Source organism: Pseudomonas sp. S1(2024) (assembly GCF_046557535.1).
This window is the reverse complement of record NZ_JBKGFP010000066.1, coordinates 67,879-93,168: the sequence shown is the minus strand read 5'-3', so window position 1 is coordinate 93,168 and position 25,290 is coordinate 67,879. Positions and strand designations below refer to the sequence as shown.

23 protein-coding genes are annotated in these 25,290 nt (G+C 63.4%); 9 read left to right on the top strand and 14 right to left on the bottom strand.

The features are described 5' to 3' along the window. Window positions 1-240: 240 nt before the first annotated feature. The 7 genes from ACLCGK_RS18300 to gloB all read right to left on the bottom strand — a co-directional run bounded on the left by ACLCGK_RS18300 (window position 241) and on the right by gloB (window position 10,143). Window positions 241-1,851, bottom strand: a complete 1,611-nt coding sequence (locus tag ACLCGK_RS18300) for an ABC transporter ATP-binding protein (RefSeq protein WP_038409989.1) — start codon at window positions 1,849-1,851, stop codon at window positions 241-243. 1 nt (window position 1,852) lies between these two features. After that, window positions 1,853-2,872, bottom strand: coding sequence for an ABC transporter permease (locus ACLCGK_RS18295; RefSeq protein ID WP_013973404.1), 1,020 nt, complete (start codon window positions 2,870-2,872; stop codon window positions 1,853-1,855). Between the two features lies 1 nt (window position 2,873). After that, a complete protein-coding gene (locus ACLCGK_RS18290) occupies window positions 2,874-3,947 on the bottom strand; it encodes a microcin C ABC transporter permease YejB (protein WP_009686399.1) in 1,074 nt (357 codons plus the stop codon). A gap of 1 nt (window position 3,948) precedes the next feature. Then, on the bottom strand, window positions 3,949-5,784 hold the full coding sequence (locus ACLCGK_RS18285) for an extracellular solute-binding protein (protein ID WP_410952604.1): 1,836 nt from the start codon (window positions 5,782-5,784) through the stop codon (window positions 3,949-3,951). After that, window positions 5,781-7,610 carry an extracellular solute-binding protein gene (locus tag ACLCGK_RS18280; protein ID WP_024087409.1) on the bottom strand — a complete coding sequence of 610 codons (1,830 nt, stop codon included), beginning with the start codon at window positions 7,608-7,610 and terminating at the stop codon, window positions 5,781-5,783. Before ACLCGK_RS18280 ends, ACLCGK_RS18285 begins: the two co-directional genes overlap by 4 nt. Before the next feature lie 222 nt (window positions 7,611-7,832). Further along, on the bottom strand, window positions 7,833-9,263 hold the full coding sequence (locus ACLCGK_RS18275) for a lytic transglycosylase domain-containing protein (protein ID WP_013973401.1): 1,431 nt from the start codon (window positions 9,261-9,263) through the stop codon (window positions 7,833-7,835). Window positions 9,264-9,363: 100 nt separating this feature from the next. Further along, window positions 9,364-10,143 (bottom strand): hydroxyacylglutathione hydrolase, encoded by a 780-nt coding sequence (gloB, locus tag ACLCGK_RS18270; RefSeq protein ID WP_410952603.1) that lies wholly within the window; start codon window positions 10,141-10,143, stop codon window positions 9,364-9,366. An 85-nt stretch (window positions 10,144-10,228) separates the two neighbouring features. On the opposite strand from gloB, the gene ACLCGK_RS18265 reads away from it, so the two are divergent. From ACLCGK_RS18265 to ACLCGK_RS18250, 4 genes are all read left to right on the top strand, one after another. Further along, a complete protein-coding gene (locus ACLCGK_RS18265; protein ID WP_013973399.1) occupies window positions 10,229-11,002 on the top strand; it encodes a class I SAM-dependent methyltransferase in 774 nt (257 codons plus the stop codon). Window positions 11,003-11,015: 13 nt separating this feature from the next. Beyond that, window positions 11,016-11,462, top strand: coding sequence for a ribonuclease HI (gene rnhA, locus ACLCGK_RS18260; protein WP_003261021.1), 447 nt, complete (start codon window positions 11,016-11,018; stop codon window positions 11,460-11,462). A gap of 51 nt (window positions 11,463-11,513) precedes the next feature. Continuing rightward, window positions 11,514-12,272 carry a DNA polymerase III subunit epsilon gene (gene dnaQ, locus ACLCGK_RS18255; protein WP_410952602.1) on the top strand — a complete coding sequence of 253 codons (759 nt, stop codon included), beginning with the start codon at window positions 11,514-11,516 and terminating at the stop codon, window positions 12,270-12,272. 266 nt (window positions 12,273-12,538) lie between these two features. Continuing rightward, the gene (locus tag ACLCGK_RS18250) at window positions 12,539-14,788 is read left to right on the top strand and encodes an Orn/Lys/Arg decarboxylase N-terminal domain-containing protein (protein WP_410952609.1); all 2,250 of its coding nucleotides are present in this window, start codon (window positions 12,539-12,541) and stop codon (window positions 14,786-14,788) included. On the opposite strand, the gene ACLCGK_RS18245 is transcribed toward ACLCGK_RS18250, so the two are convergent. After that, window positions 14,772-14,990: a hypothetical protein gene (locus tag ACLCGK_RS18245; RefSeq protein WP_003261019.1), complete on the bottom strand. Its 219-nt coding sequence runs from the start codon at window positions 14,988-14,990 to the stop codon at window positions 14,772-14,774. The genes ACLCGK_RS18250 and ACLCGK_RS18245 overlap by 17 nt on opposite strands. Window positions 14,991-15,147: 157 nt before the next feature. Here ACLCGK_RS18245 and chrR point away from each other — a divergent pair, with 157 nt between their 5' ends. Further along, complete coding sequence (gene chrR / locus ACLCGK_RS18240; RefSeq protein ID WP_015271060.1) at window positions 15,148-15,705, top strand: class I chromate reductase ChrR; 558 nt, start codon at window positions 15,148-15,150, stop codon at window positions 15,703-15,705. A 187-nt stretch (window positions 15,706-15,892) separates the two neighbouring features. Here chrR and ACLCGK_RS18235 read toward each other — a convergent pair whose 3' ends face one another. Then, the gene (locus tag ACLCGK_RS18235; protein WP_410952601.1) at window positions 15,893-17,956 is read right to left on the bottom strand and encodes a TonB-dependent receptor family protein; all 2,064 of its coding nucleotides are present in this window, start codon (window positions 17,954-17,956) and stop codon (window positions 15,893-15,895) included. A gap of 220 nt (window positions 17,957-18,176) precedes the next feature. Between ACLCGK_RS18235 and ACLCGK_RS18230 the strand changes: the two genes are divergently transcribed. Genes ACLCGK_RS18230 through ACLCGK_RS18220 form a run of 3 tightly spaced genes read left to right on the top strand, consistent with a single transcriptional unit; the run spans window position 18,177 to window position 19,139 of the window. Continuing rightward, window positions 18,177-18,425 (top strand): helix-turn-helix domain-containing protein, encoded by a 249-nt coding sequence (locus ACLCGK_RS18230; protein WP_003261017.1) that lies wholly within the window; start codon window positions 18,177-18,179, stop codon window positions 18,423-18,425. Between the two features lie 11 nt (window positions 18,426-18,436). Further along, the gene (locus ACLCGK_RS18225) at window positions 18,437-18,784 is read left to right on the top strand and encodes a head completion/stabilization protein (protein WP_023662584.1); all 348 of its coding nucleotides are present in this window, start codon (window positions 18,437-18,439) and stop codon (window positions 18,782-18,784) included. Then, entirely contained in the window at window positions 18,777-19,139 is a 363-nt protein-coding gene (locus ACLCGK_RS18220; protein WP_410952600.1) for a hypothetical protein, read from the top strand. Before ACLCGK_RS18225 ends, ACLCGK_RS18220 begins: the two co-directional genes overlap by 8 nt. On the opposite strand, the gene ACLCGK_RS18215 is transcribed toward ACLCGK_RS18220, so the two are convergent. After that, window positions 19,136-19,528 (bottom strand): helix-turn-helix domain-containing protein, encoded by a 393-nt coding sequence (locus ACLCGK_RS18215; protein WP_367244543.1) that lies wholly within the window; start codon window positions 19,526-19,528, stop codon window positions 19,136-19,138. The two genes, ACLCGK_RS18220 and ACLCGK_RS18215, sit on opposite strands and share 4 nt — an antisense overlap. A 200-nt stretch (window positions 19,529-19,728) precedes the next feature. Here ACLCGK_RS18215 and ACLCGK_RS18210 point away from each other — a divergent pair, with 200 nt between their 5' ends. Then, window positions 19,729-19,992: an ogr/Delta-like zinc finger family protein gene (locus ACLCGK_RS18210; protein WP_023662582.1), complete on the top strand. Its 264-nt coding sequence runs from the start codon at window positions 19,729-19,731 to the stop codon at window positions 19,990-19,992. A gap of 78 nt (window positions 19,993-20,070) precedes the next feature. Here the strand turns inward: ACLCGK_RS18210 and nuoN are convergent, their stop codons facing one another. From nuoN to nuoK, 4 genes are read right to left on the bottom strand one after another with little or no spacing between them, the layout of a single operon-like run. After that, entirely contained in the window at window positions 20,071-21,540 is a 1,470-nt protein-coding gene (nuoN, locus tag ACLCGK_RS18205) for an NADH-quinone oxidoreductase subunit NuoN (RefSeq protein ID WP_013973390.1), read from the bottom strand. A 7-nt stretch (window positions 21,541-21,547) separates the two neighbouring features. Further along, window positions 21,548-23,080 carry an NADH-quinone oxidoreductase subunit M gene (nuoM, locus tag ACLCGK_RS18200; protein ID WP_015271056.1) on the bottom strand — a complete coding sequence of 511 codons (1,533 nt, stop codon included), beginning with the start codon at window positions 23,078-23,080 and terminating at the stop codon, window positions 21,548-21,550. 49 nt (window positions 23,081-23,129) lie between these two features. Then, the gene (nuoL, locus tag ACLCGK_RS18195; protein WP_013973388.1) at window positions 23,130-24,983 is read right to left on the bottom strand and encodes an NADH-quinone oxidoreductase subunit L; all 1,854 of its coding nucleotides are present in this window, start codon (window positions 24,981-24,983) and stop codon (window positions 23,130-23,132) included. Further along, window positions 24,980-25,288: an NADH-quinone oxidoreductase subunit NuoK gene (nuoK, locus tag ACLCGK_RS18190; protein WP_003251446.1), complete on the bottom strand. Its 309-nt coding sequence runs from the start codon at window positions 25,286-25,288 to the stop codon at window positions 24,980-24,982. The genes nuoL and nuoK overlap by 4 nt, the downstream gene beginning before the upstream one ends. Window positions 25,289-25,290: the final 2 nt, after the last annotated feature.

The following is a 25,290-nucleotide window of genomic DNA, read 5'->3' as shown; positions in this document are numbered from 1 at the left end:
CGAAAGGGCCGGCCCTGGCGACATATTGATCAGCCTTGGTGCAAGTCTTGGGTTCGGCGAGGATTGGGAATGGCCTACAAGGAAGGGGATAAGTCTGTTTTTTACCTCGCCGAAAGCGGGCCGCTTTGCGGCCCATCGCCGGCAAGCCAGCTCCCACAGGGATAGCGCATGGCTTGAAGCCGGCGAGGTCGGGGTGGGAGCTGGCTTGCCTGCGATGGGCTGCGCAGCAGCCCCCCAAAGCTAACTAGCCGCATCCACTTCCAAGAACGCCGCCTCCAGCAACTGCCGGGTATACGGATGCTGCGGCGCATGGAAGATCGCCTGCGCATCCCCTTGTTCCACCACATGCCCATGCTTGATCACCATCAACTGGTGGCTCAACGCCTTGACCACCGCCAGGTCATGGCTGATGAACAGGTAGGTCAGGTTGTATTTCTGCTGCAGATTGCGCAGCAATTCCACTACCTGCCGCTGCACCGTGCGGTCCAGCGCCGACGTAGGTTCATCCAGCAGGATCAGCGCCGGCTTCAATACCAACGCTCGGGCAATGGCGATGCGCTGGCGCTGCCCACCGGAAAACTCGTGCGGATAGCGATGCCGCGTGCGTGGGTCCAGCCCCACTTCCTCCAGGGCCGCAATAATTGCCGCTTCCTGTTCCTGCGCCGTGCCGATGCGGTGGATGCGCAACCCTTCGCCGACAATGTCCTCCACGCACATGCGCGGGCTCAGGCTGCCGAACGGGTCCTGGAACACCACCTGCATTTCCCGGCGCAACGGGCGCACGGCCTTCTGGTTCAGCCCTTCCAGATCCTGCCCATGAAAGCGAATGCCGCCCTGGCTGGAGATCAGCCGCAAGATCGCCAAACCCAAAGTCGACTTGCCCGACCCGGACTCGCCGACAATCCCCAGCGTCTGCCCTTGCGGCAAGCTGAAGTTGATCCCGTCCACCGCCTTCACATGGTCGACCGTGCGCCTTAGCAGGCCCTTCTTGATCGGGAACCACACCTTGAGGTCATCCACCTCCAGCAATGGCGCGCCCACCGGGTTGTGCGCCGGCAGCCCGCTGGGTTCGGCATTGATCAGCATCTGCGTGTAGTGGTGCTGCGGTGCGCTGAACAACCTGGCGCATTCGGCCTGCTCGACAATCTGCCCGTGCTGCATCACGCACACACGGTGGGCGATGCGTCGCACCAGGTTCAGGTCATGGCTGATCAGCAGCAGGGCCATGCCCAGACGCGCCTGCAGTTCCTTGAGCAGTTCGAGAATCTTCAACTGCACAGTCACGTCCAGCGCCGTGGTCGGCTCATCCGCAATCAGCAGTTCCGGCTCGTTGGCCAGGGCCATGGCGATCATCACCCGCTGGCGCTGCCCGCCCGACAGCTCATGGGGCAAGGCCTTCAGGCGCTTGCGTGGCTCGGGAATGCCGACCATCTCCAGCAGCTCGAGGGTGCGCGCCGTGGCCTCCTTGCCGGTCAGGCCCTTGTGCAGCAGGAGGATTTCGTTGATCTGCTTCTCGATGCAGTGCAACGGGTTCAGCGAGGTCATCGGCTCCTGGAAGATCATTGCAATGCGGTTGCCGCGAATGCGCTGCATGGTCTTCTCGTTCTGCTGCAGCAGGTCCTTGCCCTCGTAGCGGATGCTGCCACTGGGGTGGCGGGCCAGGGGGTAGGGCAGCAGGCGCAGGAGCGAGTGCGCGGTAACCGATTTGCCCGAGCCACTCTCGCCCACCAGTGCCAGCGTCTCACCCTTGCGGATGTCGAAGCTGATGCCGTTCACAACGCGGTGGGCCTGGTCACCGGTGACGAACTCCACCGCCAGGTCGCGCACTTCGATCAGGTTCTGTTCACTCATGTCACTTCCTCGGGTCGAAGGCATCGCGGGCGGATTCGCCGATGAATACCAGCAGGCTCAGCATCAGCGCCAGCACGGCGAAGGCGCTGATGCCCAGCCATGGGGCCTGCAGGTTGGACTTGCCCTGGGCCACCAGCTCGCCCAGCGACGGTGCGCCCGGCGGCAGGCCGAAACCGAGGAAGTCCAGGGCGGTGAGGGTGCCGATGGCGCCGGTGAGAATGAACGGCATGAAGGTCATGGTCGAGATCATGGCGTTGGGCAGGATGTGCCGGTACATGATCGCGCCGTTGCGCATCCCCAACGCGCGAGCAGCGCGCACGTATTCCAGGTTGCGCCCGCGCAGGAACTCGGCGCGCACCACGTCCACCAGGCTCATCCACGAGAACAGCAGCATGATGCCCAGCAACCACCAGAAGTTGGGTTGCACGAAACTGGCGAGGATGATCAGCAGGTACAGCACCGGCAGGCCCGACCAGACTTCCAGGAAACGTTGCCCGGCCAGGTCGACCCAGCCGCCATAGAAGCCCTGCAAGGCACCGGCGATCACGCCGACGATGGAACTGAGCAGGGTCAGCGTCAGGGCGAACAGCACGGAAATGCGGAAGCCGTAGATCACCCGTGCCAGCACGTCGCGGCCCTGGTCGTCGGTACCCAGCCAGTTGTCCGCCGACGGTGGGGCCGGGGCGGGTACCCGCAGGTCATAGTTGATGCTCTGGTAGCTGAACGGGATCGGTGCCCACAGCACGAAGCTGTCTTTCTTCTCCAGCAGTTCGCGGATGTACGGGCTCTTGTAGTTGGCTTCCAGCGGGAATTCGCCGCCGAAGGTGGTTTCCGGGTAGCGCTTGAATGCAGGGAAGTACCATTCGCCGTCGTAGCGCACGGCAATCGGCTTGTCGTTGGCGATCAGTTCGGCGCCCAGGCTCAGGCCGAACAGAATCAGGAACAGCCACAGCGACCACCAGCCACGGCGGTTGGCCTTGAAGCGCTCGAAGCGCCGGCGGTTGAGGGGGGACAAGGCCATGTCAGTGCTCCCGGCTGGCGAAGTCGATGCGTGGATCGACCAGGGTGTAGGTCAGGTCGCCGATCAGTTTCACCACCAGCCCCAGCAGGGTGAAGATGAACAGGGTGCCGAAGACCACCGGGTAGTCACGGTTGATGGCCGCCTCGAAACTCATCAGGCCGAGGCCGTCGAGGCTGAAGATCACTTCGATCAGCAAGGAACCGGTGAAGAAGATGCCGATGAACGCCGAAGGGAAACCGGCAATCACCAGCAGCATGGCGTTACGGAACACATGGCCGTAGAGCACCCGTGGTCGGCTCAGGCCCTTGGCCTTGGCGGTGACCACGTATTGCTTGTTGATCTCGTCGAGGAAGCTGTTCTTGGTCAGCAAGGTCATGGTGGCGAAGTTGCCGATGACCAGCGCGGTGATCGGCAGCACCAGGTGCCAGAAGTAGTCCAGCACCTTGCCGGTGGTGCTCAGCTCGTCGAAGTTGTTGGAGGTGAGGCCGCGCAGCGGGAACCAGTCGAAGTAGCTGCCGCCGGCGAACAGCACGATCAGCAGGATGGCGAACAGGAACGCCGGGATGGCATAGCCGACGATGATCGCCGAACTGGTCCACACGTCGAAATGGCTGCCGTGGCGCACGGCCTTGGCGATGCCCAGCGGGATCGACACCAGGTACATGATCAGCGTGCTCCACAGCCCCAGCGAAATTGACACAGGCATCTTCTCGATGATCAGGTCGATGACCTTGGCATCGCGGAAGAAGCTGTCGCCGAAGTCCAGCCGGGCGTAGTTCTTGATCATGATCCACAGGCGCTCGGGCGGCGACTTGTCGAAGCCGTACATGCGTTCGATCTCGGCGATCAGTGCCGGGTCCAGGCCCTGGGCGCCCCGGTAGTTGGAGCCGGCCACGGACACTTCGGCACCGCCACCGGCAATGCGGCTGGTGGCGCCTTCGAAACCTTCGAGCTTGGCGATCATCTGCTCGACCGGGCCGCCGGGGGCGGCCTGGACGATGATGAAGTTGATGATCAGGATGCCGAACAGGGTCGGGATGATCAGCAGCAGGCGGCGCAGGATGTAGGCCAGCATGTTATTCGGCCTCGTCCGCAGTGGTTTCGCTGACGGCCGGGGTTACGCCGGGCTTGATCCACCAGGTGTCGATGCCGATGTCGTACTTGGGCGAGACGTCCGGGTGGCCGATGTGGTTCCAGTAGGCCACGCGCCAGGTCTTGATGTGCCAGTTGGGGATCACGTAGTAGCCCCACAGCAGCACGCGGTCGAGGGCCCGGCAGTGGTCGATCAGGCTCTGCCGCGAATCGGCATTGATCAGCTGTTCCACCAGTTGGTCGATGGCAGGGTCGCGCAAGCCGATGAAGTTGCGGCTGCCGGGGTTGTCGGCGGCGGCACTGGACCAGAACTCGCGCTGCTCGTTACCCGGCGAGTTGGACTGCGGGTAGCCACCGACGATCATGTCGTAGTCGCGCGAGCGCAGGCGGGTGATGTACTGGGACACGTCGACCCGGCGGATGTTCAGGTCGATGCCAAGGTCGGCGAGGTTGCGCTTGAACGGCAGCAGGATGCGTTCGAACTCGGTCTGTGCCAGCAGGAACTCGATGCTCACCGGCTTGCCCTGGGCGTCGACCATCTTGTCGTCGACGATTTTCCAGCCGGCTTCCTGCAGCAGCTTGTAGGCCTGGCGCTGCTGTTCGCGGATCATGCCGCTGCCGTCGCTGACCGGGTTGCGGAAGGCTTCGCTGAATACCTGCTCGGGGACCTTGCCACGTAGCGGTTCGAGGATTTTCAGTTCGCTGGGGCTGGGCAGGCCGCGGGCGGCCATTTCCGAGTTTTCGAAGTAGCTGCCGGTGCGGGTGTAGGCACCGTTGAACAGCTGCTTGTTGGTCCACTCGTAGTCCAGCAGCAGGCTCAGCGCCTGGCGCACGCGCACGTCCTGGAACACCGGGCGGCGGATGTTGAAGATGAAGCCCTGCATGCCCGTGGGGTTGCCGTTGGGCAACTCTTCCTTGATCAGGCGGCCATCGCGCACGGCGGGTACGTTGTAGGCGGTGGCCCAGTTCTTCGCGCTGACTTCCAGCGCATAGTCGAACGCACCAGCCTTGAGTGCTTCCAGGGCGACAGTGGTGTCGCGGTAGGAGTCGAAGGTCATCACGTCGAAGTTGTAGAAGCCGCGGTTGATCGGCAGGTCCTTGGCCCAGTAGTCCTTGACCCGCTCGTAGCGCACCGAGCGCCCGGCCTTGACCTCGGCAACCTTGTACGGGCCGCTGCCCAGGGGGATTTCCAGGTTGCCGCGGTTGAACTCGCGGCTTTCGTACCAGTGCTTGGGCAGTACCGGCAGCTGGCCGAGAATCAGCGGCAGCTCGCGGTTGTTCTTGTGCTTGAAGGTGAACAGCACCGTCAGCGGGTCTTCGGCGACCACTTCAGCGACGTCGGCATAGTACTGGCGGTACAGCGGCGCGCCGTCCTTGATCAGGGCATTGAAGGTGAACACCACGTCTTCGGCGCGCATCGGGTGGCCGTCGTGGAAGCGTGCCTCGGGGCGCAGGTAGAAGCGCACCCAGCTGTTGTCCGGAGCCTTTTCGATCTTGCCGGCCACCAGGCCGTACTCGGTGAACGGCTCGTCCTGGCTCTGGCGCATCAGGGTGTCGTAGATGCTGCCGATGTTCTCGGCCGGCACGCCCTTGTTGATGAACGGGTTGAGGCTGTCGAAACCGCCGAAGCTGGACTGGCGGAAGGTGCCACCCTTGGGTGCGTCAGGGTTGACGTAGGCAAAGTGCTTGAAGTCGGCGGGGTATTTTGGGGGCTCGTCGTACAGAGTTAGCGCGTGTTGCGGTGCGGCCAGGGCGGGAAGGCTCAGGCAGGCAAGCAACAGGCTGCCGGCCAACCGGCGCAGTCGGTGCGTTGGCGTCATTGGGCTTTCTCCGAAGTCTTGATCCACCAGCTGTTCAGCCCAAGGGTGTAGGGCGGCGTGGTGACGAAGGCGAACCGGTTGCGGTAGGCCAGGCGATGATTGTCGAGGTACCAGTTGGGGATCATGTAGTACTGCCATGAGAGCACGCGGTCCAGGGCGCGGGCGGCGGCGACCTGGTCATCGCGGGTGCGGGCGGCCAGCAGGGTGTCGAGCAGATGGTCGACCACCGGGTCCTTGACCCCAGCATAGTTCTTGCTGCCCTTGGTCGTGGCCTGGCTGGAGTGGAAGTACAGCCACTGTTCGAGGCCGGGGCTCAGCGTCTGGTTCAGGGTCATCAGGATCATGTCGAAATCGAACTGGTCCAGGCGCTGTTTGTACTGGGCGCGGTCCACGGTACGCAAGCGCGCATCGATGCCGATGCTGGCCAGGTTTTCGACATACGGTTGCAGGATACGTTCAAGGTTGGGGTTTACCAGAAGCAGCTCCATGCGCAGCTGCTGGCCCTTGCTGTCGACCAGGCGTTGGCCGTTCAGCTTCCAGCCGGCCTCGGCGAGCAGTCCGAGGGCCTGGCGCAGGGTCTGGCGGTTGATGCCACGGCCATCGGTATGGCTGACCTTGTAGGGTTCGCTGAACAGGCTGGCCGGCAACTGGTCACGAAACGGTGCCAGCAACAGCCATTCCTTGCCGGTGGGCAGGCCGGTGGCGGCGAATTCGCTGTTTGGGTAGTAGCTGGTCGAGCGGCGGTAGGCGCCGCTGAACAGCGCGCGGTTGGTCCACTCGAAGTCGAGCATCAGCCCCAGTGCCTGGCGTACCCGTGGGTCGCTGAAGGTGGCCCGGCGGCTGTTCATGAACAGGCCCTGGGTTTGCGTGGGGATGCGGTGCGGGATCTGCGCCTTGATCACCTCGCCCCGGCGCACGGCCGGGAAGTTGTAGCCGTTGGCCCAGTTCTTCGCCTGGTGCTCGATATAGATGTCGAACTCGCCGGCCTTGAACGCCTCGAAGGCGACCGTGGCGTCGCGGTAGAACTCGTATTCCACGCGGTTGAAGTTGTACTTGCCACGGTTCACCGCCAGGTCCTTGCCCCAGTAGTTCTTCACCCGTTCGAACACCAGCCGGCGCCCAGGCTGGACCTGGGTGATGCGGTAAGGGCCGCTGCCCAGTGGAGGCTCGAAGGTGGTGGCCTTGAAATCACGCTTTTGCCAATAGTGCTTGGGCAGCACCGGCATTTCGCCCAGGCGCAGGATCAGCAGCGGGTTGCCGGCGCGCTTGAACACGAAGCGGATGCGCAGCGGGCCGAGAATGTCCACCCGCTGCACTTCCTGCAGGTTGGTGCGGTAGATCGGGTGGCCATCCTTGAGCAGCGTGCGGTAGGAGAAGGCCACGTCTGCCGAGGTGATCGGCTTGCCGTCATGCCAGCGGGCCTCCGGGCGCAGGTTGAACACCACCCAGCTGCGGTCCTCGCTGTACTCCACCGAGCGGGCGATCAGGCCGTAGCTGGAGGTCGGTTCGTCGCCGGACGGGTCGTACTGGCCGGTGCCGACCATCAGCGGCTCGTTCAGCTCGCTGATGCCGTACTGCTGGAAATTGGGCGTGGTAATCGGGCTCGACCCCTTGAAGGTGTAGGGGTTGAGGGTGTCGAAGGTACCGAAAGCCATGGCCCGCAAGGTGCCGCCTTTGGGCGCTTGCGGGTTGACCCAGTCGAAATGGGTGAATGTGGCTGGGTACTTGAGCGTGCCGAACTGCGCGTATCCGTGGCTTTCGCTCACCATCGCGGCTGCGGGAAAGCTCAAGGCCAGGCTGAGAGACAGCAGGAGGGGACGTATCAAGTCGGCATCCGATCCAGAGGCGTTGGGCTTTGATCGGGGTACAGTAACAGCTTGGTGGGGTTGGAAAAAGAGAGGGGGCAGGGGTTTTCCAGTGGGTATTTCTCAGGCCCATTCGCGGGCACGCCCGCTCCCACAGGTACAACACCGGCCTTGATGGCGGTGAAAAACCTGTGGGAGCGGACGTGCCCGCGAATGGGCTGCAAAGCAGCCCCTGTAACTACATCAATGCGAGAGGTAGACGGTCAGGGTCTGGCCTGGCTTCAGGGCATGGCCGCTGCGCGGGTTCCAGCGCTTGAGGTGTTTCATTTCCACGTTGAAGCGCTTGGCCACCAGGTACAGCGAATCGCCTTTGCGTACCTTGTACTGCGTGGAGCGCTGCCCGGAGGCGGCTACCCGATTGCCAGCAGCGCTCGGCGCGCTGCCGCCGCGCAGGGCCAGGACCTGGCCAGCGCGCACGTTGTTGCCGGAGAGGCGGTTCCAGCGCTTGATGTCCTTGACCGAAACGCGGTTGGCCTTGGCGATGGCGCCCAGGTTGTCGCCGCGCTTGACCCGGTAGCTGCGCGCTGCCACTGGGGCCTTGGCTTCGGCCACGGCGCGGGCGAACACGGCCTTGTTCGGCTGCAGGCTGACCAGCTGCTCGGGTTTGAGGTTGGACAGGCTGTCGCTCAGCAGCTGCGCCTTGGCAGTGGGTACCAGCAGCTGCTGCGGGCCGTCCACGGTCATGCGCTTCTTGAATGCCGGGTTGAGCTGGATCAGCTCGTCTTCGTCGATGTTGGCGAAGGCCGCTACCCGCGACAGGTCCAGGCGGTCGTTGATGGCCACCGCCTCAAAGTAGGGTTCGTTGGCGATCGGGTTCAGGTTCACGCCATAGGCTTGCGGCGTGAGTACCACCTGCGACAGGGCCAGCAGCTTGGGCACGTAGTCGCGGGTTTCCTGCGGCAGCGGCAGGTTCCAGTAGTCGGTGGGCAGGCCGAGCCGCTCGTTGCGCTCGATGGCTCGGCTGACCGTGCCTTCGCCGGCGTTGTAGGCAGCCAGGGCCAGCAACCAGTCGCCGTTGAACATGTCGTGCAGGCGGCTGAGGTAGTCCAGTGCGGCGTTGGTCGAGGCGGTCACGTCGCGACGGCCATCGTAGAAGTTGGTCTGGCGCAGGTTGAAGTGACGACCGGTGGACGGAATGAACTGCCACATGCCCGCGGCATGGGCGCGCGAGTAGGCCATCGGGTTGTAGGCGCTTTCGATGGCTGGCAGCAGGGCCAGCTCCAGCGGCATGTCGCGTTCTTCGAGGCGCTCGACGATGTAGTGCAGGTAGAGGCTGCCACGCTCACCGGCGCTTTCGATGAAGCTTGGATTGCTGGCGAACCACAGGCGCTGCTGCTCGATGCGCGGGTTGACGTCGATGTTGTCCTGCAGGGCGAAGCCCTGGCGCATGCGTTCCCACACGTCCTGTGGTGCCTGTTCGGCCGGCTTTACCAGCAGCGGTGAAGGCTTGTGCTTGATCCGCGCCTGGTAGTTGTGCGCGCGAACGCTATCGGATTCGTCGAGCTGACGGGTGCTCTGGCAGCCCACCAAGGTGGCGGCCAGGGCCAGCGCACTGATTTGGGCCAGGCGCGTCAGGGCGACGGAATGAGAGGTTCTGCGGCTACGTGAAGACATCGGCTGACACAGGTTTCCGGGCGAAAAATTTCGGCGATTCTAGGAACCGCTCCGGGCCTGGTCAACCTTTGACCATCGCTTGCGATATATCTTGAGGTTATCAGAAGGTGTCCTTCCAAGACCTCAAGGCAGCAAAAACAGCGACATGCGAGGGGTTTGAATGTCCCTTCCATTCGTCTGCTTTTTGTTTAACTAATGTTTCAGAGGTGCGCAGAAAGGGGTTGGTCAGGCGCTCCAGACCGATCGTTGATGGCAATGTGATGCGATTTTCGGCACGCAAACGGGTAACGTCCTCGAACCGCTGCTGAACGTGCGGGTTCTCGGGTTCCACCGCCTTGGCGAAACGCAGGTTGCTCAGGGTGTATTCGTGGGCGCAGTACACCTCGGTCTGCTCTGGCAGGGCTGCCAGGCGGGCGAGGGCTGGCTGCATCTGTTCGGGAGTGCCTTCGAACATGCGCCCGCAACCGGCGGCGAACAGCGTGTCGCCACTGAACAGCACCGGCGTCGCCGGCTGGTCGCTGAACAAGGCGATATGCCCCAGCGTATGGCCGGGCACGGCCAGCACCTGGAAGGTCACGCCCAGCACGGTCACCTGGTCACCTTCGTCCAGCGCCAGGTCACGGCAGGGGATGCGTTCCTGGGCCGGGCCGCAGACCCGGGCGCCGGTCAGCTGCTTGAGCCTTTCCACGCCGCCGACGTGGTCGTTGTGGTGGTGGGTGACCAGGATGTCACTCAGCACCCAGCCGGTGTTGGCCGACAGCCAGCGTTCCACTGGGCCGGCGTCACCCGGATCGACCACCGCGCAGCGGCGTTTGGCAGTATCCTGTAACAACCAGATGTAGTTGTCGGAGAAAGCGGGGAGAGCATCGATCTGTATCATGGTGCGGATCCGATTCGCCTAGCGTGGCACATGAAGGCATCTTATCCGCGATGGCGCGGTGCGAGAACCTTCGAGGGAGAGCGCAATGACCGACCAAGCCTTTGCCCAGGCCGACCCGGACTGGGTCAAGCTGATCAGCCTGGCCCGTGAGTGGTTCAACGGCCCACTCGGCCAACTGATGCTCAGGGAGGAGGAAAAACTGCTGGAAGAAGAGCTCGGGCGCTTCTTCGGGGGGTACCTTGTGCACTACGGGCCCTGCGCCGAACCACCGCCCAGCGCGCCCCAGGTGCAGCGCAACGTGCGCCTCGGTGCGCCGCTGCCGGGGGTGGAGATTGTCTGCGAGGAGCAGGCCTGGCCGCTGAGCGAGCACGCCGCCGACGTGGTGGTGCTGCAGCATGGCCTGGATTTCTGCCTTTCGCCCCACGGCTTGCTGCGTGAGGCGGCCAGCGCCGTGCGCCCTGGCGGGCACCTGCTGATCGTCGGGATCAACCCCTGGAGCAGCTGGGGCATGCGCCATTTCTTCAGCCACGGCGCCCTGCGCAAGGCCCGTTGCATCTCGCCGTCACGGGTGGGCGACTGGCTCAACCTGCTGGGCTTCGCGCTGGAGAAACGCCGCTTCGGGTGCTATCGTCCGCCGCTTGCCTCACCGGCCTGGCAGCAACGCCTGGCGGGCTGGGAACGGGTGGCCGGCGGCTGGCAGAGCTCCGGTGGCGGGGTGTACCTGCTGGTAGCGCGCAAGATGGTGGTGGGCCTGCGGCCGTTGCGCCAGGAGCGTCGCGAACCGATGGGCAAGCTGCTGCCGCTGCCACTGGCCAAGGTCAACCGCACGGCGGCCAACCCGGATACTGAAAAGCACTGAACATGAGTGGTACATGAGCGAAAGCGTCGAGATGTTTACCGATGGTGCCTGCAAGGGCAACCCTGGCCCTGGCGGCTGGGGCGTCCTTATGATCTACAAGGGCGTCGAGAAGGAACTGTGGGGCGGCGAACGCGAAACCACCAACAACCGCATGGAACTGATGGCCGCGATCCAGGGCTTGATGGCGCTGAAGCGCGAATGCGAAGTGGTGCTGACCACCGACTCGCAGTACGTGATGAAGGGCATCAACGAATGGATGACCAACTGGAAGAAGCGCGGCTGGAAAACCGCGGCCAAGGAGCCGGTGAAGAACGCCGACCTGTGGCAGCAGCTGGATGAGCAGGTCAACCGCCACAAGGTGACCTGGAAGTGGGTGCGCGGGCATATCGGCCACCCCGGCAACGAACGCGCCGACCAGCTGGCCAACCGTGGGGTCGATGAGGTGCGCGCCAAGCGTTGAGCTGGGGTACAATTCCGGCCTTTGTAACTGATGCAAGTTGGAGCGCCCCGCGTGGAGCAGCAGCAAGATAAACGGTTCGTCATTCTCGATACCGAAACCACGGGTATGCCGGTCAGCGAAGGCCACCGGATCATCGAGATCGGCTGTGTCGAGGTCATCGGCCGGCGCCTGACCGGGCGGCACTTCCACGTCTACCTGCAGCCAGACCGCGAGAGTGACGAGGGCGCCATCAACGTCCACGGCATCACCGATGCCTTCCTGGTCGGCAAGCCACGCTTTGGCGATGTCGCAGAGGAGTTCTTCGAGTTCATCCAGGGCGCCACGCTGGTCATCCACAACGCGGCGTTCGACGTTGGCTTCATCAACAACGAATTTGCCTTGCTGGGCCAGCAGGACCGCGCGGACATTTCGCAGCACTGCACCATCCTCGACACCCTGCTGCTGGCGCGCGCGCGCCACCCGGGGCAGCGCAACAGCCTGGATGCGCTGTGCAAACGCTACGATATCGACAATTCGGGCCGTGAGCTGCACGGCGCATTGCTCGACTCGGAATTGCTGGCTGACGTCTACCTGGCAATGACCGGTGGCCAGACCAGCCTGTCGCTGGCCGCGCATGGGGCAGAAGCCGGGGATGAAGGGACGGGTGCTGGTGGCAGCGAGATTCGCCGTATTACCGGGCGTGTGCCCGGGCGGGTGATCATGGCCAGTGCCGAGGAGTTGGAGGCGCATGCCGAGCGCCTGGCAGCCATTGCCAAGTCGGCGGGTGGGCCATCCATGTGGCAGTCTCTGACCGAGACACCTGCTGGCTGATCTTTCGCTTGCTCCGGCCCTTTCGCGGGTGAACCCGCTCCCACAGGTTCATCACAAGTTCCGAAGCCGGTGATGTATTTGGGGGGGTATTTTGGTGTGGAGGGGGGGCGGGTAGGGCAACAGCTTTTCTTCAGCAGAAATGGCCTCTTCGCAGCACAAGGCTGCTCCTACAGATCCTGCGCATGTCTTGAAGGCGATGCCGGCCCTGACCACACAGGTTCTACTACCCTGAAATGGACGCCATGTCCTTCGGAGGTAGCCACCTGATGTACAAGGACCTCAAGTTCCCCATCCTCATCGTGCACCGCGCCATCAAGGTTGACAGCGTCGCTGGCGAGCGTGTGCGGGGCATCGCCGAGGAACTGCGCCAGGACGGCTTTGCCATCCTCGCCGCCGCCGACCATGCCGAGGCCTGCCTGGTCGCTGCCACCCACCATGGCCTGGCCTGCATGCTGATTGCCGCCGAGGGGGTCGGCGAGAATACCCACCTGCTGCAGAACATGGCCGAGCTGATCCGCCTGGCCCGCCTGCGCGCCCCCAACCTGCCGATTTTCGCCTTGGGCGAACAGGTGACCCTGGAAAACGCCCCCGCCGAAGCCATGAGCGAGCTCAACCAGTTGCGGGGCATCCTCTACCTGTTCGAAGACACCGTGCCGTTTCTTGCGCGCCAGGTGGCGCGTGCCGCACATATCTACCTGGACGGCCTGCTGCCGCCGTTCTTCAAGGCCCTGGTGCAGCACACCGCGCAGTCCAATTATTCCTGGCACACCCCGGGCCACGGCGGCGGCGTGGCCTATCGCAAAAGCCCAGTGGGCCAGGCCTTTCACCAGTTCTTCGGGGAAAACACCCTACGCTCGGACCTGTCCGTTTCCGTGCCGGAGCTGGGCTCGCTGCTCGATCACACCGGCCCCTTGGCCGAAGCCGAAGCCAGGGCTGCGCGCAACTTTGGCGCCGACCACACCTTTTTCGTCATCAACGGCACCTCCACGGCCAACAAGATCGTCTGGCACGCCATGGTCGGCCGCGACGACCTGGTGCTGGTGGACCGCAACTGCCACAAGTCGGTGGTGCATGCGATCATCATGACCGGTGCCATTCCCCTCTATTTGTGCCCCGAGCGCAACGAACTCGGGATCATCGGCCCGATCCCGCTCAGCGAGTTCAGCCCCGAGGCGATCCAGGCGAAGATCCAGGCCAACCCTCTTGCTCGCGATCGCGGGCAGCGCATCAAGCTGGCTGTGGTGACCAACTCCACCTACGACGGCCTGTGCTACCACGCCGGGCTGATCAAGCAGACCCTGGGCGCCAGTGTCGAGGTGCTGCACTTTGACGAGGCCTGGTTCGCCTATGCGGCATTCCACGAGTTCTTTACCGGGCGCTATGCCATGGGCACGGCCTGCGCGGCAGACAGCCCGCTGCTGATCAGCACCCATTCCACCCACAAGCTGCTGGCCGCGTTCAGCCAGGCCTCGATGATTCATGTGCAGGACGGGGCCAGGCGCCAGCTGGACCGTGACCGCTTCAACGAAGCGTTCATGATGCACATCTCGACCTCGCCGCAGTACAGCATCCTCGCTTCGCTGGACGTGGCCTCGACCATGATGGAAGGGCCGGCCGGGCGTTCGCTGCTGCAAGAAATGTTCGACGAGGCGCTGAGCTTTCGCCGTGCCCTGGCCAACCTGCGCGAGCACATCGCCGCCGACGACTGGTGGTTCAGCATCTGGCAGCCGCCGAGCGCCGAGGGCATCCACCGCCTGGCCGCGCAGGACTGGCTGCTGCAGCCGGGGGCGGAGTGGCACGGCTTTGGCGAAGTGGCGGACGACTATGTGCTGCTCGACCCGCTGAAGGTGACCCTGGTGATGCCGGGCCTGAGCGCGGGCGGTGCACTGGGCGAGCATGGCATCCCGGCGGCAGTGGTCAGCAAGTTTCTCTGGGAGCGGGGGCTGGTGGTGGAGAAAACCGGCCTGTACAGCTTTCTGGTGCTGTTCTCCATGGGCATCACCAAGGGCAAGTGGAGCACCTTGCTCACCGAGTTGCTGGAATTCAAGCGCCACTATGACGGCAATACCGCCCTGAGCAACTGCCTGCCGAGCGTGGTGGCTGCCGATGCCTCGCGCTATCAGGGCATGGGCCTGCGCGACCTGTGCGACCAGTTGCATGGCTGCTACCGCGCCAATGCCACGGCCAAGCAACTGAAACGGTTGTTCACGCGCTTGCCGGAGGTAGCCGTGAGCCCGGCCCGGGCCTATGACCAGATGGTGCGCGGTGAGGTGGAGGCGGTGCCGATCGAGGCGCTGCTGGGGCGGGTGGCAGCGGTGATGCTGGTGCCGTACCCGCCTGGTATTCCATTGATCATGCCGGGGGAGCGGTTTACCGAGGCGACCCGCTCGATAGTCGATTACCTGGCCTTCGCCCGGGCGTTCAACCAGGGCTTCCCAGGTTTCGTCGCCGACGTGCACGGCCTGCAGAATGAAAGCGGCCGCTACACGGTGGACTGCATCAAGGAATGCGAATGATCTCGACGCCGCTGCGCGCCAGTTCGAAGCGGTTTTCACCCAGATGGTTGACCTTGTCGCCGATGGCCAGGCGATAGGTGGTGATGGGCGCGCCCAGCGTGCTGCCGTCGGTTTGCAGGGTCGACTCCTGGAACTCGTGCACGGGGTAGATGCGGCCTTCGGCGTCACGGGCGTGGAATTGGCCGACCATTACTGCTGCCATTTGGGTGGAAACCTCTGAATTGCGTGGGAAATGTCTGCAGGCATAGACCGTGTAACAGCGTCGGAAGTTTTCGCCCCGTGGAAAAAAAACCAAGGCGCCGAGGAACGGTCATCTATAACTACAACGTCCCTTTACCCAGCAGAGGTTGGAAATTGCCATGAGCCAGGTGTATTCGGTAGCGGTGGTCGTCGGTAGCTTGCGCAAGGACTCCTACAACCGCAAGGTCGCCCGCGCACTCTCGGAGCTGGCGCCGTCCAGCCTTGCCCTGAAGATCGTGGAGATTGGTGATCTGCCGTTGTACAACGAGGATATCGAGGCCGACGCGCCGGACGCGTGGAAGCGTTTTCGCGACGAGATCCGCCGCAGTGATGCGGTGTTGTTCGTTACCCCAGAGTACAACCGCTCGGTGCCTGGCGGCCTGAAGAATGCCATCGATGTAGGCTCGCGGCCCTACGGGCAAAGCGCCTGGAGTGGCAAGCCGGCGGCGGTGGCCAGTGTGTCGCCGGGGGCCATTGGTGGCTTCGGCGCCAACCATGCCGTGCGCCAGTCGCTGGTGTTTCTGGACATGCCGTGCATGCAGATGCCCGAGGCCTACATTGGCGGCGCGGCTAGCCTGTTCGAGGATTCGGGCAAGCTCAATGACAAGACCCGGCCGTTCTTGCAGGCGTTTATCGACAAGTTCGCTTCCTGGGTGAAGTTGAACAGGGCGGTTTGAGGCCTGTTTATTCGGTGTCAGCTTTCAAAGGGCCTGCTGCGCAGCCCATCGCCGGCAAGCCAGCTCCCACACCGACCGCGTTGGCTTTGGAGATTTGCTTCTTCAGGAAATTCACATGGCTTGAGAACGATGCGGTCGGTGTGGGAGCTGGCTTGCCGGCGATGGGCCGCACAGCGGCCCCAGCGGATTAGCGGAAGCTGTAGGAAACACCGGCATACACGGCAAAGCCTTCGCCCGGCGTCGAACGGGCCTCATCCTTTCCAGCATCGTTGTAGCCAGGTGTCACCGTCGCCGCATAGCGCTTGTTGGTCAGGTTGCGCAGGTCCAGCCAGGTCTGCCAGTCCTGCTTCGGTGAATCCCAGCCCAGGCGTGCGCCGAGCAAGGCATATTCATCGGCGTGGTAACTGTTGGCGTAGTCCACCTGCACCTTCGACGCCATCTGCGTGTTCACCCCGGCGTAGAAACCGCTCGGCCAGTCATAGCGCAACTCGGCCTGGTAGTAGTGCATGGGGATGCCCGGCAGGCGGTTATCGCCGAACTTGTCGTCATCGCGGTAGTGGAAGTCACTGAAGGTGTAGGCCTGGCGCAAGCTCAGCTTGCCAGTGCCGGCACGTTCCCACAGGGTACTGTCGAGGCCGGCTTCCACGCCTTGATGCACGGTGGCGCTGGCGTTGAATTCCTTGGCCGGAGCGCCTTGCACGATCTCCACCGCCAGCAATTCATGGCGAACCTGCGAGTAGTACCACGCCAGGTCCCAATGCCCCAATGCCGATTCGCCGCGTGCACCCATTTCCAGTGTGGTGGCCGTCTGGTTTTGCATCTCGATCGGTTGGTTGGCTGTGGGCGCACTCCAGATCAGGGCCCAGGGATGGGGTGGTTCGACCGAGCGGCTCAGGTTGCCGTACACCTGCAAGTCCGGGCTGATGTCATAGCGCAACCCCAGGCGTGGCGCGTAGTCCCAGTCATGCATGCTCACCTTGCCGCCCTCGGCGGGGTAGGTGACATCACTTTCACGGCGGGTATAGATCATCGCCAGGCCAGTGGTCAGCCACAGGTTCGGTACCAGCTCCAGGTCATTGCCCACATGCAGCACGGTGTCCGAACCCTGGTAGCTGAAGTCACGGGTGCGCTCACCGAACACGTCGCCATTGCGGGTGAACTGTGAAGCACCGCTGTTGGGCAGGTGCTTGGTGGTGCGCCAGCCGACGGTGGTCTTGCTCTCGTGGCCGAACAGGGTGTCGCGGCGGAAGTAGTTCAAGGTGCCGCTCACATCGGTATAGGCCACCTTCAGGCGCATCGGGCCTTCGCGCAGGTCCATCGGGTAGTCGTGGTAGACCAGGCCGGCCTCCAGGCGCGCATCGTCATCGAGGTAGAAGGTGGTCTTGTTGCCCACCCAGGTGCTGCCCGGTTGCGGGCGGCTGTCGTCGCGGGCCAGGTAGGCCGGGTTGGCCGCGCGTGGGTGATGCTTGATCTGCTCCTTGGTCAGGCGCCCGGCCAACTCGTTCTCGGTTTCCCGGTAGCGCAGGTAGAAGCGGGTTTCCAGGTTCGGGTTGAAGCGGTAGCCGACATTGGCCGCCACACCCTTGGCACTGCCGCTGCTGTGCGCCTGGTAGCCGTCATATTCCGAATCGGTCAGGGCCACGTAGTAGTCGAGGTTGCCCAGCACCTGCCCCGAGCTGATGTGCCGATGCTGGTAGCCGCGGCTGCCGACTTCGTAGCGCACCTGCAGCGGCGCGGCGTCGTAGCCGGTGTGGGTGATGTAGTTGATCGCACCGCCCAGGGCGAGGGAACCCTGGTCGAAGCCGTTGGCGCCGCGCAGCACTTCGGCACGGCTCAGCCACAGCGGCTCGAACAGCTCGTAGGGCGTACCGCCCGGGCCGGTCAGGGGCAGGCCGTCGAACATCGTGTACACCCCGGAACCGTGGGCCCCCGGTGCGCGGTTGATGCCCGAACCGCGGATCGACAGTTTGATGCCATCGTTGCCCGCCGATTGCGCGAACACCCCGGGCTGGTAGGCCAGTACATCCTGGTTGCTGGCAACCCGGCCTTGCCCTACACGCTGCATGTCCACCAGGTTGCTTGCGCCCGGCACTTCGTGCAGGCGTTCGCTGGCTGCGGTCAGGTCGTTCTGCTCCTCATCGGTGATCAGCACCTGGCCCAACTCGACCGAAGGTGCCGCCAGGGCGGGCTGGGAGGCAGCGAAAGCAGCCAGCAGGCCGAGGCAGGATGGTGGGGGCAAAACGCAACGCATTGTACGACTCCAGGCGAAAGGCGAATGGACAACGGCGTTGAGACGAGCGAAATGCCGCTTGGAGCACGAGGAAAGTCGACAAATATCGCGCAACCTTCGTCAGACGGTTTTGTACGAAAGTTCTTTACAAGCCGCAGCGATGGAGCTGGGCGACCCGCGCTTCGTAAGGTGATTGCAGACCGGCAGCGATGCCTCGCTCAATCACCCGTGGAGTTCAAACATGACTGACAACGCACGACATTCGCAGCAACCCCTGGCGGACGCCCCGGTTCGCCTGACGCCACGTGAACGGCAAGTGCTGTTGTGGTGTGCCTACGGAAAGAGCTCGTGGGAGATTGGCCAGATCCTGGAATGCAAAGAATCGACGGTGAACTTCCATGTGTCGAACATCCTGCGCAAATTCGATGTGCCCACACGGGTGGCTGCAGTGATCAAGGCCATTCGTTACGGCATGCTGGCCGAGCAGTGAGGGGGTGAAGCATGGGCAACGATCCTCGGTTACGGCGTTATGCCGATTGCCATGACCCCTTCTGGCCACGGGTAGACCTGGACAGGCTGCGTGAGCGCCTGAACCTGAAGCGGCCTGTCAGTGAGGCTGTGCTGGAAGTGGCCGCACGCTGCGCTGCCATCGACGCGGCACGCGAATTCGCGCGCTGGCGCGCGGTGTTGCGAGAGCGGGGCTACAAGCGCCTCGAGGATGTGGCCGGGCATGACCACGGGCGTGCATTGCAGGTGTGCTACATCCGCTTTGTCGAAGCCGCGGTCATGCGTAACCTGGGCTCGACCGCCTACCTGCCCGCCGCACACCGAGGGGCTGCCCATGACTGAAGAATCTGTTTTCGACAGCCTAGCCCCGGCGCTGGTGGAGTTGCTGGGCGTGGATGGCAATGTCCTGTTCGCCGCGCTGCTGGGGGCTTTGCTGGTGAGCGCGGCGCGCGACCGGTTGATCACCAACAAGGCCAGGCGCCTGACGCTGGGCAAGAAACTCTTGCTGGTGTTCGTGACCGTGGGGGTTGGCCACCTGTTCGAGCCGCTGGTTTCGTCACTGGTGCCCTTGCTGAGCCGTGGCATGGCGGGGTTCGTGGCTGCCGTGGTGGTGATCCCCATCAGCCTCAAGGTGATGGTCTGGCTGGATACGCTGGATCCGCGTGAACTCATCCAGCGCTGGCGCCGCCGGGGCTAGCCGCTGCCGGCATTGGGCGAGCGACTGGTCAGCGCGCTCAATTGCCGCTCCAGCTGCTGGATGCGTTGCTTGTCCTGAACCAGCAGGAGAACGGCTTGGCGATCGGCAAGCGACAGGGTGCGCAGGCGCGCGAGCATGTCCTGTTCCCAGCCTTCGTCGTCCAGGCCTGCGCGATGTCGCTCGGGTTCACCCAGCAGAAGCCAGTCCAGTGAGCACGCATACTGCCTGGCGATGTCTATGCAAAGTGAATAAGGAATGCTGTCGCGCACCTTCCAGCTGCTCAATGTCTGCGGGCTGATCGAGAGCGCTCTGGACAGCTCGGCGTCAGATTCCGTAGCGGTCAGAAGCTTCAGCCTGGTCAGCACCGAAGCAAGTACGTGGGTACTCATAACTAATATCCATGACTGGTTTAATGATATTCCATGGGCTTAAACTACTCGTTATGAATACAGCCCTGCGTTTTAAGGAGCATTCCTGCAATGAGAAGCATCAAACTGAAGAATACACCTATATATGCAGCCAATACTGACAAAACCGGACGACTATTCTCACAGAAGGTAAGCCCGAACAATGCTTGCAGGTACTTGCCGTGAGTACATACAAGCTGGTTTGCCCGCATTGCCACAGCCGGATGCGTATACGCACCAGTGAAGGGCGTCATATTTTCCTGCGGATCGCCTATTTGCAATGCACCAACGAGGCCTGTGGCTGGTCGGTGCGTGCCGAGTTCGAGATGACCCATGAGCTCTCGCCCAGCGGCATGCCCAACCCGGAAGTGTACCTGCCTTCGGCCAACGGTGATTTACGCAAGGCAGCGCTGCCGGGGGCCGTCCAGGACAATCCTGGTGAATAAGCCTTCATGCTCACGGATAAAAGCGTGCAGATAAAAAAACACCCCGCATAAGCGGGGTGTCTTGTTTTGCCGGGGCGATCAGCCGATCAGTTGCAGGCCGGCTTGCTGGACCATTTCCAGCAGCGGTTGCGGGTACACACCCAGCACGAAGGCGAGAATGGCGATGGCCAGCAGCATGACGCCGCCGGTGCGCTGTTCCCATTTCAGCGGGGCGTCGTGGCGACGCAGGTTCGGCTCGACCAGGTACAGGGTGACCATGACGCGCAGGTAGTAGTAGACGCCGATGGCGCTACCGATCACCAGGGCACCGACCAGCCACCACAGGTGCGACTCGACGCCAGTGGCAATGATGTAGAACTTGCCGATGAAGCCGGCGGTCAGCGGGATACCCGCCAGCGACAGCATCATCACGGTCAGTACCGCAGTCAGGTACGGACGGCGCCAGAACAGGCCGCGGTACTCGTACAGTGCATCGGCGTCACGGCCGCCGTAAGGCGAGGACATCAGGGTGATGACACCGAAGGCGCCCAGGCTGGTGATCACGTAGGTGACCAGGTACACGCCCATGGCTTCCAGGGCCAGGCCCTTGCTGGCGACCAGGGCGATGACCAGGTAACCGAAGTGGGCGATGGACGAGTAACCGAGCAGGCGCTTGAGGTTGCTCTGGGTCAGTGCCAGCAGGTTGCCGATCAGGATCGAGGCCACGGCAATCACCGCCAGTACGGTGCTCAGCGCGCCGCTGCTGGCAGCAGGGGAGAGCATGAACAGACGCACGACAACGGCGAACACCGCAACCTTGCTGGCGGTTGCCAGGAAGGCGGCGACCGGTGCCGGGGCGCCTTCGTACACGTCCGGGGTCCACAGGTGGAACGGTACCAGCGACAGTTTGAAGGCCAGGCCGACCAGCATCATGCCCAGGCCCAGCTGGGCCACCAGGCTTGGCATGCTGGTGGCGGCCAGGGCCTTGCCGATCTGGTCGAAGCTCAGGCTGCCGGCGTCGGCGTACAGCAAGGCCATGCCGAACAGCAGGAAGGCCGAGCCTGCGGCCGACAGCACCATGTACTTGATGCCGGCTTCCAGCGAGCGCTTGTTGAAGAAGGCATACGCCACCAGGCCATAGACCGGTACCGACAGCAGCTCCAGGCCGATGAACAGGCCGGCCAGGTGGTTGGCGCTGACCAGCACCAGGCCACCGAGGGCCGACATCAGCAGCAGCAGGTACAGTTCTTCACGGTTGCCCGGGAAACCCTTGGAGCCTTCGCCGAGGTAGGCGTGGGCAAGGGTGACGCAGGCCAGCGTCGCCACCAGGATGATCGCCATGTACAGGCAGGCGAACTTGTCGATGGTGATCAGCGGGGTAACCGCCAGCGGCGCAACCTTCAGCGCCGGCAGGATCGACAGCAGGGCCAGGTTGAGGCCCACGGTGGACAGCAGGAAGGTCTGCGAGTGGTTGCGCTTCCAGGCGATCGCCAGCATCACCACCACCGTGGTGATGGTGGTGATCAGCATCGGCGCCAATGCGATGAAGTGTTGAGTGGTGAATTCCATAGCGCTCTTACCGGGCCGAAGCGAGTTGAGTGAAAGCGGAACCGAGCCACTGCTGCACACCACTCATGGTGGCGGCAGAGGTGTCGAGGAACGGCTGCGGATACACGCCCAGCAGGATCAGCAGTACCGCCAGACCCAGGACCATGATCAGTTCGCGTCCGTCCATGCCGGCCAGCACGGTGTCGGTCTTGGCCGGGCCGAAGTAGGCGCGGTGGATCATGATCAGCGAGTACACCGAACCGAACACCAGGCCAGTGGTGGCGATCACGGTGATCCAAGGCACGCTGGCGAAGCTGCCGATCAGGATCAGGAACTCGCCGACGAAGTTGCCGGTACCGGGCAGGCCCAGGGAGGCGGCGGCGAAGAACAGGCTGATGGCCGGCAGGTAGGCGATGCGGTGCCACAGGCCACCCATCTGGCGCATGTCACGGGTATGCAGGCGCTCGTACAGCTGGCCGGCCAGGATGAACAGCGCGGCAGCGGACAGGCCGTGGGCCAGCATCTGGATCACCGCGCCTTGCAGGGCCTGCTGGCTGCCGGAATAGATACCGATCAGCACGAAGCCCATGTGCGAGACGCTGGAGAAGGCGACCAGGCGCTTGATGTCGGTTTGCGCAAAGGCCAGGAAGGCACCGTAGAAGATACCGATCAGGCCCAGGGTCATGGCGATTGGCGCAAACTCGGCCGAAGCGTTCGGGAACAGCGGCAGGGCGAAGCGCAGCAGGCCGTAGGCCGCAGTCTTCAGCAAGATACCGGCCAGGTCCACGGAACCTGCGGTCGGTGCCTGGGCGTGAGCGTCAGGCAGCCAGGAGTGGAACGGCACCACCGGCAGCTTCACCGCGAAGGCGATGAAGAAGCCCAGCATCAGCAGGTATTCGGTACCGGCTGGCAGTTCGGCCTTGAGCAGGTCGCTGTAGTTGAAGGTGATCACGCCGGTGTTGGTGTAGTTGACCAGCACCAGGCCGAGGATCGCCACCAGCATGATCAGGCCGCTGGCCTGGGTGAAGATGAAGAACTTGGTCGCCGCGTAGATCCGGGTCTTCTTGCCGTCCGACGAGCTGTGACCCCAGAGCGCGATGAGGAAGTACATCGGCACCAGCATCATTTCCCAGAAGAAGAAGAACAGGAACAGGTCCAGGGCCAGGAACACACCGACCACGCCGCCAAGGATCCACATCAGGTTGAGGTGGAAGAAGCCGACGTGACGCTGGATCTCTTTCCAGGAACACAGTACCGACAGCACACCGAGCAGGCCGGTGAGCAGGATCATCAGCAGCGACAGGCCGTCGAGGGCCAGGTGGATGCTGATGCCGAAACGCTGGATCCACTGGACTTTGTATTCCAGGGCCCAGGCAGGCTCGGCGCCCGGAGCGGGGGCCAGGGTGTAGTCGCCGTTACCCCACAGCCACAGGCCGATGCCGAGCAGAAGGGACATGGTCAGCAGCGCGATCCAGCGCGGCAGGGTGGCGCCGAAGCGCTCACCCAGCCAGCACAGGAAGCCGCCGATGAAGGGGATCAGGATCAGCCAAGGCAAAATCATGACGGGTTCGTTTCCTTTTGCAGGGTCGCAAGGTTCGCAAGGTTCATGGTCATACCGCGGCCACTACCACAGCGCCGAGTACCAGCACTGCGCCAACGGCGATCGAAGCGGTGTACCAGCGCAGCTGGCCGGTCTCGGTCTTGCTCATGGCGACGTGGCCGCCGCGAGCCAGGCGAGGGATCAGGCCGATGCTGCGGTCAACCGGATCCTTGCGCAGGATGTGGCTGATCAGCAGGTAAGGTTTGACGAACAGCTTGTCGTAGATCCAGTCGAAGCCCCAGGCGGCGAACCACCAGGCCGACAGGACACGACCGATACCGCTGTTGGCGACGGCGCTGACGAAGCGGCGCTTGCCCAGGAACAGCAGGGCCGACAGCAGGATACCGGCGATGGCGATGGCGCCCGAAGTGATCTCCAGCGCGTGCTTGGCTTCGCCACCGGCGTGGCCGGCGCTTTCAGGCAGCACACCTGCCAGCGGCGGGGTGATCCAGGCGCCGACGAAGGTCGACAGCACGATCAGCACGCCCAGCGGCAGCCAGTGGCTGATGCCGTGGCCAGCGTGGGCTTCGGTCTTGGCTTCGCCGTGGAAGGCGATGAAGATCAGGCGGAAGGTGTACAGCGAGGTCATGAACGCACCGACCAGGCCGGCGTACAGCAGGCCGGTGTTGCCGCTGGCGAAGGCTTCCCAGAGGATCTCGTCCTTGGAGTAGAAGCCCACGGTCACGATCGGCAGGGCAGCCAGGGCAGCGCCACCGACCACGAAGCTGGCGTAGGCCAGCGGCAGTTTCTTCCACAGGCCGCCCATCTTGAAGATGTCCTGCTCGTGGTGGCAGGCAACGATCACCGCACCGGAGGCAAGGAACAGCAGGGCCTTGAAGAAGGCGTGGGTCATCAGGTGGAAGATCGCCGCGTCCCAGGCGCCAACGCCCAGGGCCAGGAACATGTAGCCGATCTGGCTCATGGTCGAGTAGGCGAGGATACGCTTGATGTCGGTCTGCACCAGCGCGGCGAAGCCGGCCAGTACCAGGGTCACGCCACCGACCACCCCTACCAGGTGCAGGATGTCCGGCGCCAGCAGGAACAGGCCGTTGGTACGGGCGATCAGGTACACGCCCGCGGTCACCATGGTTGCCGCGTGGATCAGCGCGGAGACCGGAGTAGGGCCGGCCATCGCGTCGGCCAGCCAGGTCTGCAGTGGCAGCTGGGCCGATTTACCGACCGCACCACCCAGCAGCATCAGGGTTGCCAGCACCATCCAGGTGTCGCCAGCCTGGAACTTCTGCGGTGCCAGCACCAGCAGTTCCTGCACGTTCAGGGTACCCAGCTGGACGAACAGGATGAACAGGCCGATGGCCATGAACACGTCGCCGATACGGGTGACGATGAATGCCTTGAGTGCCGCGTTACCGTTGTTGCGGTTGCTGTAGTAGAAACCGATCAACAGGTACGAGCACAGGCCCACGCCTTCCCAGCCGAAGTAGATGAACAGCAGGTTGTCGCCCAGCACCAGGAACAGCATGCTGGCGATGAACAGGTTGGTGTACGCGAAGAAGCGCGAGTAACCGGCTTCGCCACGCATGTACCAGGAAGCGAACAGGTGGATCAGGAAGCCGACACCGGTGACAACGCCGAGCATGGTGACCGACAGGCCGTCCAGGTACAGGGTGAAGTTCGGCGCGAAGCCGTCCACCGACATCCACTGCCACAGCAGCTGGCTGTACGCGCCGCCTTCAGGCGGGGCGACATTGAATTGCCAGATGACGTAGGCGGCGGTGGCGGCCGAAAGGCCTACCGAGCCGACGCCGATCAGGGCGGACAGGTTCTCCGAGAACCGCCCGCGCGAGAACGACAGCAGCAGGAAGCCGACGAGGGGGAAGACGAAAGTCAGGAAGAGAAGGTTCATCCGCGCATCTCACTGGCAGCATCGATGTCGAGAGTGTGGAAGCGGCGATACAGCTGCAGCAGGATGGCCAGGCCAATACTGGCCTCGGCGGCTGCCAGGCTGATCACCAGAATGAACATCACCTGGCCGTCGGGCTGGACCCAACGGGCACCGGCGACGACGAACGCCAGGGCAGAGGCGTTCATCATGACTTCCAGGCTCATGAGCACGAAGAGGATGTTGCGGCGGACCATCAGGCCAACCAGACCTAAGCAGAACAGGATGCCGGCGACCGCCAGACCATGCTCGAGAGGGATAGCACCCATGA